The organism is Paracoccus sp. T5, from assembly GCF_048538155.2.
Lineage (GTDB): Bacteria > Pseudomonadota > Alphaproteobacteria > Rhodobacterales > Rhodobacteraceae > Paracoccus.
The window spans coordinates 291768-304730 of sequence record NZ_JBLWIC020000002.1; the positions used below are offsets into that span (position 1 = coordinate 291768).

Genomic DNA, 12963 nt, shown 5'->3' on the forward strand with positions numbered 1-12963 from the left:
CGGCTGTAGCGCGGCTTGCTGTAGACCTGATGCTGGAACTCGTCGCAGTGCTCCCGCCGGGCATCCAGCGCGGGCCTTGACCGCCATTTCAGCAGGTGCAGCAAACCGCCTTCCGACATGGCGCCGAGGAGGACAAGGCGGACATTTTCCCTGGCGCCGTCAATCGCGCGGACCCTCCTCAGGCTGCCAGCGCGGACCAGGGTCCCCGCCGGGTCCCACAGGCCAGCCCTCGCGCTGCCTGCCGCGATGGCCGTCGGCGTGCTCGGTCTGGTCGTGCCACAGATGCACCTCCGTCGGGTAGGGCATGTCGATGCCTGCAGCAGTCAGGGCCTTGCTGGCGGCCAGGATGACGCGCCCCTGGGTGTGGATGACGCTCGCTCGGTCGGGCCTGGTCCACCAGCGCAGCCGGATGGTGTTCTGATAGGCGTCGATGCCGACGGGGATGGCTTCGGGTGCGGGATCGGCAAGAACCCCCTCGCAATTCCTGGCGGAGTCGATCATGATCTGCATCGCCTGTTCCCAATCGTCGCTGCAGCCGATGCCGATGTCATACTGCGAACGGCGCCTGTCGAAAGCCGTGTTGACGGTGAAGGTCCCGGTGTAGATCTGGGAGTTGGGGATGACCACCCGCCGGCCGTCATAGGTCTTGATGTAGGTTGCGCGGGTTTCGATGTCCTCGACGGTGCCCTCGAACCCGTTGGCGACGATTTGATCCCCCACACGGAAGGGCTGCCGCAGAAGGATCAGCACCCCGGACAGCAGGTTCTGAAGGATGTCCTTGAACGCAAATCCGATCGCGACAGAGCCGATCCCCAGGCCGGACAACAGGTCGCCGGGACGCAGCGACGGCAGAACGATGGTGGCAGCCAGCAGAAACGCCAGGATCATGATCGACCAGCGCAGCAGCGCGGCACCGACATTCGCCAGGGCCGGCCTTCCGCGGTAGATCAGCGTGCGGGTCACGGTATATCCCGCCAGGCGCGCCAGGACGTAGAAGAGCAGAAGCAGAAGTGCGGCAGCGACCAGGTTTGGCATGAGACCGATGAAGCCGTTGACCCAGCCCTCCACCTTCTCGATGATCACCCCCACGTCCGCACTCACATCGACGTCTTCATCCATAACCGGTCCACCTTCAGGTACTGCTGTTTCCAGGCCGGGCATCAGAACCGCGAGGCGTCGCTGCTGGCACCAAACAGAGCCATCGTCGACAACCTCGGGAGCCTTGAGGAACCGCCCTGCCTTCACTGAACTCAATCCAACCGAATTTGGATCAGCCCGGAACATCAACTAAGTTCTCAGCAAGCCGCAACAGACACCCGCTCAGAAGCGCCACGGGCTGTGTCGCACATCGCATGGATCAATGCAGCGGGCAGTGACGTCTTGGCTTTGCGCAAGTGAGCCAGTGGAACCGGCGGAAAGATGCGAAGCTCAGGCCAGAGCCCCGAGATACAAATGTGCTTCCAAATAACGACTGGAGGCAACTGGCGCCATTTGTCTAAACTGTCCGGATAGCGACATGACCTTTGGATATACACATTTACCCGCCCCCTATACTGAAGAGATAATGCAGGGCTTACCTTTTTATTGCGAAGGTGACGTTACGGAACCACGAGCAGTCGTCTGTCGGTAATATCCAAAATTATATTAGCCCGCAAAAGGCTCAATTGTACGCAGCTTATGATCTTCGGACAGATTGTCGAGTGAGGTCAGACAGCTGCGCCGCGAGAAAATAGTTGATCAGGGTAGATTAATGCGTCGTCGCCAATACTTTATAGCCGCAGTTGCCTGTTTCGTGCCCCTGTCTCTGCAGGCGCAGACAGTCCGCACAGGCAGCTTCGATGTGCGCATCACCATATCGGCAGAGTGTCAGATCACTTCGACCGAGACGCTTGATTTTGGCATGACAGGTGTCTTGACGAGCGCCACGAACACCACCGGCACCTTGCAGGTCGCCTGCACCAATACGACCCCCTATTCGATCGGTCTCGGCAGCGGCCTGGGCGCCGGAGCCACGACCACCGTCCGCAAGATGACCTCCGGCAGCGACACCATCGACTACCGCCTCTTCCGGGACAGCGCCCGGACAGCCAACTGGGGCAACACGATCGGCGTAGACACCGTAGCGGCAACCGCTACGGGCGCGGCTCAGTCTTTCACGGTCTACGGTCAGGTGCCGGCGCAGACCACCCCGAGGTCCGCGACCTATACGGACACCATCACCGTCACCATTACCTATTGAGCAGATTGTCCATCATCATGGTTCGAGCTTTTCGCGACCGCCTTCTTGCGATCCTGATCGCACTGACCCTTCCGACCCTTGTGGCTGCGGAAGGATTGCGCGTCACGCCGGTCGTGCTGGAGGTGCCATCTCCGGGATCCGCCACCACCCTGACGCTCAAGAACGAGAGCAAGGCTCCGCTGACGGTACAGGCGCGCGTCTTCCGGTGGACGCAGCAGGACAGTGCAGAGAGGCTTGAGCGGACATCCGACGTGGTGGTCAGTCCCCCGGCCGTGCAGCTGCCGCCGGGCGCCATGCAGACGGTTCGGGTGATCCGAACCGCCGGTGCGCCCGTACGCGGAGAGGAAGCCTATCGGATCGTCATCAACGAGATTCCGGATCAGTCCCGTCGCAGCGCCGGTGCGGTCGCCTTTGTCACCGAACTGCGCATCCCGGTGTTCTTTGCTGCCGCCGACGTCCGCGTGCCCGATGTCTTGTGGACCTTGCGCCAGTCGAACAATGCCACCTGGCTTGTCGCCGTGAATCGAGGCGACAGCAGATTGCGCTTGGCCGACCTGCAGCTGCAGGGCGCCAGTGGCGCAAAGGTCTCGCATCAGGGACTGCTCGGCTATGTCCTTGGGGGCGCAAGCATGCAGTGGCCGATCGCGTCGGCCGGCCGCCTCGGCGGCACGGCCCGGTTGAGGGCGATCACCAATGTTGGCCCCCTTGATACCGGCGTGGCATCGCAATAGCGCGGCGTTCCGCGCGCTGATCCTGGCGTTGCTGCTGATGCCAAGCTATGGCCGGGGCGAGGACCTTTATCTGGAGGTGTTCGTGAACGGTGAGCCGCGCAACATCATTTCGCGCTTCACGGATCTGGGCGACGGCGTCCTGACAGCCGACGCCCAGGACCTACGCAAGAGCGGCGTCTCGCCCGGTGAAGGACTTTCCGGAGAGGTGCGCCTGGACCAGATCCCGGGGCTGGGCTGGCGTCTGATCACGGCCGAGCAGACGATCCGTCTCATCGTTCCGGAAATGGGACTGGCGCCCCATGAGGTTGACGCAAGGCAAGAGCCGGGCGCCAGTGATGAACTCCAGCCTGACGGCGGCACGGAGGCGCCTGGCATCGACCAGGGGCTGGGGGTCGTCCTGAACTATGGCCTCAGCGTGAGCCACTGGTCGGACACTGGAGGCGCAACCGGACGCAATCTTTCCGGCCAGTTCGATCTGCGCTTCTTTACCCCCGTGGGCGCTCTGTCGCATGGCTTTGCCGCCGCGCCGCAGCAGGTCGGCGGCCACGATCTGCTGCGTCTCGACACCTATTGGCGCAGTTCGTTCCCGTCCCAAGCATTGCAGGTTCAGCTTGGGGATATTGCCACCCGCGGTCCCGGTTGGGCACGCCCCGTCCGCCTTGGCGGCCTCATGGTCGAGCGGAACTTCGGCCTGCGCGCCGATATCGTCACGATGCCCTTGGCGGGGTTCGAAGGGCGTGCCGACCTGCCCTCGACGGTGGAGGTCTATTCCGGGTCGCTTCTTGCTTACTCGGCTGAGGTGCCGGCCGGGCCCTTCAGCATTCGCGACCTTCCCTTGGCCTCCGGCTCGGGCGTGGCGCGGGTCGTGCTGCGCGATGTCACCGGCAAAGAGACCCAGGCTGACCTGCCTTTCCTGGTGACGGAAGATTTGTTGCGGCCCGGGATGGCGGATTTCGCCCTTGCGGCGGGCCGCCCTCGCCTTGGCGCGGGAACGGAAAGCGACAGCTATGTCAGCGGCATCTTTGCCACGGCGACGCTGCGCTACGGGTTTTCCGACGGCGTGACATTTTCGGCTCATGCCGAAGGCGGGCCGGACCTTGCGATGGGGGGGATCGGAGCGTCGTTGCGGATCGGCCAGATCGGCACCGCCCATGTCAGCATCGCCCATAGCCGGACAAGCGAACAGAGCGGCAGTCTTGTTGATGTTGCATCCAGCCTGAGTGTCGGCAGGGTGCGCGTCTCTGGCCGCCTGATGCGGACGCAAGGCATATTTCGAGACATCGCGGCGCAGACCGCGGATCCTTTGACTGCCGGGATCGGCGGCAGCGACTTTCCGCGACAGATCGGACAGCTCAGCCTGTCACTGCCGTTGCAGAAGGATGCCGGTGCCAACCTGTTCCTGTCCAGTATCGAGCGGACGGACGGCACCATGGATCGCAATTTCGGGGCGTCGTACAGCCAAGCGATCGGCCGTCAGAGCAGCTTGACGGTGAGCGCGGCTGCGGTGCGTGGGACGCGGCAGGATTCCGTGATCGGTCTGAGCCTGCATGTTCCCTTGGGCGCGCGGCAAAGCACCGGACTGTCCAGCGAGCGCAGCAGAGGCGGCTGGCGGCACTATGTTCATGCCGAAGGGCGCAGCGAGGGCAGGTCGCCCGGCTGGAACTGGCGCCTGCAGGCCGAGCGGACCGACAGCCCGTCCATCCGCGGCAGTGCGATGTACAGAGGCAACCTGGCCGAGGCAGAGGTTGCGGGGCGCCTCCATTCAGATGGCACCTCGTTGGGCCTGCGGATCGAGGGTGCCGTGGTCGCGGCAGGCGGCGGCGTCTTCATGTCGCGCCGCATCGATGACGCCTTCGTCGTGGTCGATGCAGGGGCTCCGGACATCGAGGTCAGCGCCGAGAACCGGCCTGTCGGCAGAACCGACCGATCCGGCAAGATCCTCGTCCCCGATCTGAAGGCCTGGGAAGACAACAAGATATCCCTCGACCCGCTCGGCCTGCCTGCAGACGCGATCGTGACCGCAACGGAAAAAACGGTGCGCCCCGCTTACCGGTCGGGAGCAGTGGTCGATTTCGGTGTCGAGACCGGTACGGAAAACGCTCTCGTCAAACTGGTCGATCAGGGTGGCACGCCGCTGGAGGTCGGCGGTCGCGCTGTCCTTCTCGGTCGGAACGACGAGTTCTTGATAGGTTTCGACGGCGAAATCTTCCTGACGCGGCTGGCCGCGGTCAACACGCTGGAAGTGACCTATCCCGACGGCAGGCGGTGCCGCGCCGAGATCAGCCATGATGCCAATGTCAACTCGATCACCGAACTTCGTGAGGTGCCATGTTCCTGACCCGCCTGAGCCTTGTCCTGGTGCTGTTGGTTGCTGCGGCACAGACCTCAGAGGCTCAAACCTGCAGTTTCAGCGCGACCGACATTGTCCTCGGCTCCGTGGACGTTCTGGGGACCTCTCCAACCACTGCTACGGGCACTATTTCGGTCGACTGCACGTCGTTTCTCAATCTTCTGAGTTCGATCGAAGTCCGGATCCACCTGGGGGAAGGCCTGGGCGGACGCAGCGGATCGCTCCGACGGATGACCAGCGTCACAACCGCGACCGGCCTCTCTTACAACCTTTTCAAGGACGCAGCTGGAACCTCGGTGTTCGGGGGCGATTATGGAACCTTCGGCGGCGATCCAATGGTGCTGAGCGGAGGAAGCTTCCTGTCACTGGCGACCAGTCAGCGCGCCAGTGTCCCTGTCTACGCAAGGGTTCCCGCCGGCCAGGCCAGCGTGCTTCCCGGATCCTACCAATCCGCCTTTACCCGGGATCCCATCGATGTCCGCGTCGATTATCGGACCTGCCAAGCCTTGCTCTTGTGTGCCAACAGGACTGCCACCTTCAGCTTTGCCGTTCGTGCTCAGGTCCAGCCCGACTGCAGGGTGCAAGCCGATACACTGGACTTCGGGACCCATGGGATGCTGAGCGGGCCTGTCGATGCGACCAGCCAGATCAGGGCGACTTGCACTCAGGGAACGCCTTACAGCATCGGGATCGGCTATGGCTTGTCCGGCACGAGTGCAGGCACGCGGGCCATGCGCAACCTTGGAGGAGGCAGGATCGGCTACAACCTCTTCAGGGACGCAGCCCGGTCGCAAACATGGGGTCTCGCTTCGGAAGGGCTTGCTGCCCTTTCGTCAGGATCGGGGTCGAGCCAGAGCGCCTTTGTCTATGGCCGGGTTCCGGCACAGAATACGCCCGCCCCAGGGCTCTATTCCGACACGGTCAACGTGGTATTGACCTATTGAGGTTGACCAAAGGCCAGTGCGCCTCCCAAGGCCCTGTGCGTCGGATGGGCTTGTCCAAACAGCCGTGCGTCTGCTGACGTAGCTCTGTTCCCCGAATACCGCAGAGACGACGCCCCTTCCTCTCACCGTTTCCCCCAAATCTTCCTTGGCGCAACTCGTGGTCCTAAATTATTGATCTGGGCACGCAGGAACCTGTGACCGTAAGTTGTCATGAGCCGTGCCGCAATGACAGGGCCGAGGTGACCGGGGTTCAGGCCATTTCGGTGCGGGACTTCGTTCGGCGCGGGGGAGATGACGTCATAGCCGGGGGCGCTCGAGATCAACGGAAGCCGGACGACCTGCGTCGCCTTAGATACACATGCAGGCGATCATTTGCTGGTACCAGCGCCCCGCCGGCAGTTTCCGCACCGGGCAAGGTGCGCCAGCAGAAAACGGGCTTAAGCCGGTTGGCAAGCTTTCGGCGGATGAGGGGCCTCGCAGCATCTCGCGGTCGTGAATCAAGCGAGCAGCCCTCTTCTTCAACCTGTTGGTCTTGTCCTAAAGCGCAACGGCCCAAGCATCTTAGCCGGCAAGAGCCCGCCATTGCGGTCACTGAGGCTTCTTCGGATGGAACCGCAGGCGCGATGGCTCATTGAACCAGCACGAAAGCAGATCGGGAGAGAGCAAGATGCATGCAAATGTCGGCACGATCCTGCTGTTCCTTCGGCCTGCCCGACGAATGGCATCGCCTGTCCGCACTGCCATTCTTCTCTCAACCTGAAAGGAAATAACATGGCAGACTATCGCGATCCGAAAGTCACCAAGACGGAAGGCGGCAGCAGCATCGGCAAATGGATTGGCATCGCCGTGGCCGTTCTGGTGGCCCTCCTCCTGCTCGGTTGGCTGCTCGGTTGGTTCGCCGATGATGTCGAGGAAACAGAGGTGGCTGATCCAGTGGTGATCGAAGAGCCCGTTACGACAGATCCGGTCGCTACCGACACCGTGACGACTGAACCGGTGACCATCGAGCCTGCTGACACCGTCGGCACCGAAGCGCCCGCCGCAGTGGAATAACCGCCAAAGGGCGAAGAGCACGCCCGCAGGCCAGGTTGGTCTGCGGGTCCTCTGCCCTTAGGCCGGCCCTCATTTTCATCACGGTCAGATGAGACGGCCACGGTTGCGACCGCGTCTTGGGGGCTCCCAATACCCTTGATGATCTGCCGATCTACGGTCGCGGAATGGGCCCCCAAGTTTTGGTTATGGGACAATCTGATTACAACGGTGCTGTTGGGGAAGTTAACTGCTTCAAGGCCTCACGTTGCTGGGTTTTCACCCTGCTATTCCTTCCGACCTCATCGCGGCGCTCCTTGAGCTTGGGCCGTCGCCAGTCTTGTTCTTACGGTGATACCTGCCATCGCACTCAGGTTGACCGAGGCTACAAGAGCCGCCGCGAGGATCGCGCGGGCGGGGCTTGCACGCTCTTCAGGTTCCAGAGCTTGGGGACCAGCAACCTTGGAACAAAATGGGCCCCAAATGCTTGAGGACCACGTCAGAGCGAACCAAGGGCCGCCGTGCGCCACTGTCAGATGCGGCGACATTTCCGCGGCCGTCGATTTGGGGCCCGACGCAAGAGAGAGAGTTACCGTGCGCGACAAGAACATCGACAGCCAGACGCCTGGTGGGCCCGACGCAGATAGCAATGATAGCGGACGGAATGTGGAGCTGCGGCTTCCTCTTGCCGAGGAACGTGTCGTCATCGACAAGCGCGAGGTCGAGAAACTGGCCGCTCACATTTCTCTGCGCACGCGGAGCGAGGATGTGACGGTGACCGAACCGCTTCGGACGGAGCGTGTCGAGGTCAGACGCGTTCCGGTCGATCGCCTTGTCGCGAATGCCCCCGAAACCCGCGTGGAGGGCGATATGACGATCATCCCTGTCGTCGAGGAGGTGCTGGTTGTCCAGTATCGCATCGTCGAAGAGGTACAGATCATTCGCCACGTCGAGTCTGTGGAGCATGCCGAGACGGTCACGCTTCGCAGGCAGGAAGCCTTCATCGACAATCCCGACAGCGATGATCTTCCGCACGATCCCCCGGCAGAGGACGGGTCACCCTGACCTCTGAGGGCCAAGATCCTCATCAATCAAACACAGAGCAGAAAGCAGGATAATCATGTCCCATACAGTTACAGCCATTTTCCGGACCGCAGACGTCGCCGATCTCGTTCGGCGCAAGCTTGCCGAGGTTGGGGTTCCGGAGCGGCACATCCATGTCGCCGGTGGCATTGACCGTCATGACGACGTCGACACCCTTCATTTGCCGGACGAGGATACTGCTTCCTATAAGCAGGCCGTGCGCGAGGGCAACTATGTGGTGTCCGCCGAGGTCGAGGACGCGCAGGTGGATGCCGCTGCGGAAATCATGCGCCACCCCGAGGAGAGTGTCGATATCGATGCCTATGAGGCCGACTACCGCGCCAGCCCGGACTATGCTGCAACCACCGGCATCGCCGCTGGTGATGTCCGCGGCGAACAGTCGATCCCGCTGGCGGAAGAGCGGCTGAACATTGGCAAGCGTGTCCACGAGCGGGGCTCGGCGCATGTCCGCACCTATGTCCAGGAGATCCCGGTCGAAGAACGGGTGCGCCTTCGCGAAGAACGGCTTTCGATCGAGCGCCGGCCGCTGGATCAAACGCTGACGGGCGCAGATGCCGAGGCTTTGTTCCAAGAGCGCGACATTGACGTCTCGACGCAGTCGGAGGAGGCCGTGGTCAGCAAGGAAGCCGTAATGACCGAGGAAGTGGTCGTCGGCAAGGAGGTCACCGAGCGCGACGAGGTTGTGCGTGACACTCTGCGCAAGACCGAAGTGGAGATCGACAGGGACCGGACCTGACATCCTTTAGAACAATTGAAGGGCGGGCATTCTCAATGAGACTGCCCGCTGCCTCCGTCAGAGCTAAAGACAATCTGCCAGCCAATGTTTGGCTGCAGGCCGGATCAATACCGCTAACGCATTTTACTGCATCTTGTTTGTCTGGAGCTGACAGAACTAGCCTTTAAGCTAGAAGATCATCAGAATTGTGACAGACACTCGGCAGTGCCTTTTTTGATGGACACTGTTGGTCCATACGCAACAGCGTCCGGTTCCGGCGGACGCCATCGCCGTCCCCACTGAGGCAAACTCGAAGCCGCCGCTGCATTGGCGAAGGTTGTAGCCTATAACGACGATCTCCCATCTTGGGGGGCGTCGGCAGGCCGGAATACTCTCGTGCCTTGGCAGGCTTTGGGCCTGCTCACTCCGTGATTCCGCTTGCGATCAGCTGGCGCTAAGTCCTCCGACCGCGCGACCCTTTCCGACGAGTGGAACTGCCATGTTCGCCTTGGCCTCGGTAACACCTCTTCACGAGCATGCGCCATTGTGGAGTATACGACAGGTCCGCTGACAAGCTGTCGCGCCGCGCAACTACCGGATTATTGGCTCGGTTCTCCAGCGCCTCTCGAAGATCCGCAGCTTTCTGGCGGCAGTCCTGCCAAGAGAAGCGCTCCAAGATCTGCTCTTCAGTGCAAATTCATCAGCCTTTGTCTGGATGATTGCGCGGGTCCATCGATCCGGGCATCGAAGCCATGGCAACAACCCCCATAATTGGAAGACGCGCACTGCTGCGAAAGCTGATTTTGGGGCCAGCGGGTTCTTTAAGACGTCCAGCCTCAAAGGCTGAACAAGCCGTTGCCAGCCCCTGCCCCTCCTGAACCGCTGACTTAGAAGCCCTGTCTGCCACGAGGAACGCAGGCCTCGAAAGAAGCTACCTTCCACGTATTTGCCAAATCACCGTCGGCGCCCCAACAAGATCGCCCTGCTCCTGTTGCCAACGTCATTCGATGCGTCTGCTCGTGCAGGTGCAGTTGTTGATCGGCTATATCAACTGCCTCGTCTTCTTGTGCTGGTTAGTTCCTTGCTGCGAGAGCCTCCCACATACACCGCGCCTCATGGCCCGACGCGCTCAAAGGAAACGCCCGCCAGACGCGCGCAGGAACCATCTTCGTCTTCCAGTGTGAATCCGGCTCCTTCAGCGGTGATGCGGCAGCGCATGGGAAACCGGGCGTCTTCCAGGTCGCCATCCACACTGCTGAGGGTCAGAATGCCCTCGGACAGGGTATATTCGCCAGTAGCTGACCTCTGCGTGTCGGCGTTTGTCATCTGGAACCTGCCCTCCCGGTCGAACATGGCCGTGACGGACTTGTGCTGGTAGATTTTGTCCAGAACGAGGCCAGCGGTCGCAGCGCGGGCCGGGCGGCCCGCCTCTTGCTGAAGCTCCCCGACACGGGATTGCAGCTCTGCCAGACGCTCGCTGCGTTCGGCCACCGTGCGCGACAGGGTGGCCATCATCTCCTGCATTGTCCTCATCCGCTCCTCGGCGGTGGCGGAGTCCGCGGCCAGTTCTTCTCGACGCTGAACCAGCGCATCCACGGAGTGGGACACGGTACTCCGGGTGTTCTCAATGCTGCTCAGGTCTTCGCGGGCGGCGGCGACCTGAAGCTGAAGCTGCGCCTCGGCCTCGCGGGCGCTCTGAACACGCTCTTCCACGCCCGCCGCTTCCCCGGTCAGCTGCGCAACCGTGGCCGTCAGGTCCGAAACGCGGGACTGCAGATCGGCCTCTTGGCGCCGCGCCTCTTCCAGTCGTTCCCCGACATCGGCAAAATCCTGAGAAGTCTTCGTAATCTGCTGTTGGGCCTGCGCGATCTCCTGCTGCAGGCCGGCCAGCGCATCCTGGTCGCGCGCGATCTCCTGCAGCAGGGTCTCGCGCTCGTCGCGCAGCGCCTGCGTCTGGACGTCCAAGGTCGCGGCGGCTGCCTGTGCGGATTGCAGTTGCTGCTGCAGGCGGTCCAGATCGCTCATGATCTGCTCTTGGGCGGCCTCGGCCTGGACAACCTCGGTGTTCATCGTCGCGATGCGGGTCTGGAGGTCGGCGGCTGTTCCTGCCAGTGCGACCTGTCGGTCAAGCTCGTCCTGCGTCTCGGCGGACACCGACCAGAAATAGAGCGCGAGCAACCAGCCAAGCAACGTGACGCTGGCGACACTGGCGCCGATCCAACGATACCGGGCCTCTCGCTGGCCTTGAAGAGAATTGTGGGGGGAATTTTCTTGGGCCAAGCTCGACCTCCTCCGACGACGCGAGTAAATCTGCAAGTCTCAGCCAACCCGAATGGCGCGCGAATGTTCCGAAAGTGGGAGGGCGCCAGCCTCAGAACGGCACCGCATGGGACCAATTGTATCCCACGGACCGCATTACGCCATGTTTGGCCTCGATGCGGTGGTCAGCATGCGGCTTTCAGGTTTGGAGGCCGCCTTCATGGGCCAGGTTGCGAGCGAAGTTCTGAGCCAGAACTGGGTCGACGGTGCTGCATCCATCGGCTTGAGTTTATCCTCTCTTTTGCTGCTGCTCCTGTGCTGCTGCCGGTCTTGCCTTCGGAACCAAAAGCTTCTTTGCCGGAGAAGCTGCCGCCCTCGCGACTCATGCTATAGTCAAGCGTCAGCCTTTACTGGACGTTGTTCAGCGCCGCCTGACAGGCCTCGGCACAGCGAGTGCAGGATTCCGAACAGATACGGCAATGTTCGTGCATCTCGGCGTGCTGTCCGCATTCCTGCGCGCATCGCTGACATGCCACCGCGCAAGCCTGGATAGTGGCCCTGAGAGTCTCCACGTTCGAACCTGTGCGACGCGAGGCCATTGCCCCCGTGGCTGCGCAGATGTCAGCGCAATCGAGGTTCAGCCGGATGCACTGCTGCAGTTGATCGACCATCGGCTCGGCCAGACAGGCATCGGCGCAGGCAGTGCAGGTCTGGGCGCAGCTGTAGCACTCCTCGATGCATATCAGAAGGTTCTCCGCCACGTTTCCCTGAACGTCGGGGTGCGTGCTGATCATCTCTCGAACATGCATGGTCTTTCTCCTCGCAGTTGGTGAGGACGCGCAACCGGGGACGGAAGGGGATTGTTCCAATTCGATTCAAGAATAACCGTCCCGGCGCCTCCAGTTGCGACCAGAGTCCGCCCTAGAAAGGGGGCGATGAAGCGAGCAGCTTCAACCGGGGAGCAGATCCTCCGCATCTCTTGGCAGGGCTGGGGCAGCCGGCGGCGTCAGATGCAACGCCCTCCCAAACCTCATTGCGTCTCGATCACTTCCCGATCGGGAACATGTCCTCGCCATAGTAGTGCAACTGGGTGTGATGGCTGCGGCAGAGCCACCTGACCTTGAGGGGCTCATCATACCGATCGTGATGGGCGTCGACCACTTTTGCACCGCAGACCTCGCAGGGCTGCTTCTGAAGCTGCCCGGCCGCCAATGCCTTGTGCACGAGGAGATGGGCTCGGTACTTGAGCGGGTTGGCCCTGCGCCAGCCGGTCTGGCGCGTGTTGCTCTTCAGCATTGCCAGGCCCGCCTCGGCGGCCAGGATATCGTCCGATTTGCTCATGTGCCCCCCTCTCCTCACATCGCACTGCGACAGTTTGACTCGCGCCTTGATCGCATATTCTGCTCACTCCTGCATTTTCGGCAGTCAGGGGATAATGTCCAGAACCGGAGGCGGCGAGGAACCCGCACGTCGGGGCTCTGCGACCGCAAATTGCTGTAAGGCATACTGCCCTCGCTCGCCTTTCCCTACAGATGGGGCGCTGACATAATCGCAGACTGGAGCAGAACTCAGGCAGGAACTGGCTTTGGCGG

General features: G+C 62.0%; 11 protein-coding genes. 7 read left to right on the forward strand and 4 right to left on the reverse strand.

Annotated elements, in window-relative coordinates:
* Positions 1-159 precede the first annotated feature (159 nt).
* Complete coding sequence (locus ACNR9W_RS16980) at positions 160-1284, reverse strand: mechanosensitive ion channel family protein (RefSeq protein ID WP_419269544.1); 1125 nt, start codon at positions 1282-1284, stop codon at positions 160-162.
* Positions 1285-1750: 466 nt separating this feature from the next.
* On the opposite strand from ACNR9W_RS16980, the gene ACNR9W_RS16985 reads away from it, so the two are divergent.
* The 7 genes from ACNR9W_RS16985 to ACNR9W_RS17015 all read left to right on the forward strand — a co-directional run bounded on the left by ACNR9W_RS16985 (position 1751) and on the right by ACNR9W_RS17015 (position 9133).
* Positions 1751-2239 carry a Csu type fimbrial protein gene (locus ACNR9W_RS16985; protein WP_419269543.1) on the forward strand — a complete coding sequence of 163 codons (489 nt, stop codon included), beginning with the start codon at positions 1751-1753 and terminating at the stop codon, positions 2237-2239.
* Between the two features lie 5 nt (positions 2240-2244).
* A complete protein-coding gene (locus ACNR9W_RS16990; RefSeq protein WP_419269542.1) occupies positions 2245-2970 on the forward strand; it encodes a fimbrial biogenesis chaperone in 726 nt (241 codons plus the stop codon).
* Positions 2971-3175: 205 nt separating this feature from the next.
* Entirely contained in the window at positions 3176-5308 is a 2133-nt protein-coding gene (locus tag ACNR9W_RS16995) for a fimbria/pilus outer membrane usher protein (RefSeq protein ID WP_419269541.1), read from the forward strand.
* On the forward strand, positions 5299-6264 hold the full coding sequence (locus ACNR9W_RS17000; RefSeq protein WP_419269540.1) for a Csu type fimbrial protein: 966 nt from the start codon (positions 5299-5301) through the stop codon (positions 6262-6264). The genes ACNR9W_RS16995 and ACNR9W_RS17000 overlap by 10 nt, the downstream gene beginning before the upstream one ends.
* Before the next feature lie 771 nt (positions 6265-7035).
* The gene (locus ACNR9W_RS17005; RefSeq protein ID WP_419269539.1) at positions 7036-7317 is read left to right on the forward strand and encodes a hypothetical protein; all 282 of its coding nucleotides are present in this window, start codon (positions 7036-7038) and stop codon (positions 7315-7317) included.
* Positions 7318-7887: 570 nt separating this feature from the next.
* Entirely contained in the window at positions 7888-8358 is a 471-nt protein-coding gene (locus tag ACNR9W_RS17010) for a YsnF/AvaK domain-containing protein (protein ID WP_419269538.1), read from the forward strand.
* Positions 8359-8413: 55 nt separating this feature from the next.
* Positions 8414-9133: a YsnF/AvaK domain-containing protein gene (locus ACNR9W_RS17015; RefSeq protein WP_419269537.1), complete on the forward strand. Its 720-nt coding sequence runs from the start codon at positions 8414-8416 to the stop codon at positions 9131-9133.
* A 1092-nt stretch (positions 9134-10225) separates the two neighbouring features.
* On the opposite strand, the gene ACNR9W_RS17020 is transcribed toward ACNR9W_RS17015, so the two are convergent.
* From ACNR9W_RS17020 to ACNR9W_RS17030, 3 genes are all read right to left on the reverse strand, one after another.
* Entirely contained in the window at positions 10226-11392 is a 1167-nt protein-coding gene (locus ACNR9W_RS17020; protein ID WP_419269536.1) for a coiled-coil domain-containing protein, read from the reverse strand.
* A gap of 386 nt (positions 11393-11778) precedes the next feature.
* A complete protein-coding gene (locus ACNR9W_RS17025; RefSeq protein WP_419269535.1) occupies positions 11779-12180 on the reverse strand; it encodes a four-helix bundle copper-binding protein in 402 nt (133 codons plus the stop codon).
* A 235-nt stretch (positions 12181-12415) separates the two neighbouring features.
* A complete protein-coding gene (locus ACNR9W_RS17030; RefSeq protein ID WP_458478828.1) occupies positions 12416-12667 on the reverse strand; it encodes a hypothetical protein in 252 nt (83 codons plus the stop codon).
* Between the last annotated feature and the right edge of the window lie 296 nt (positions 12668-12963).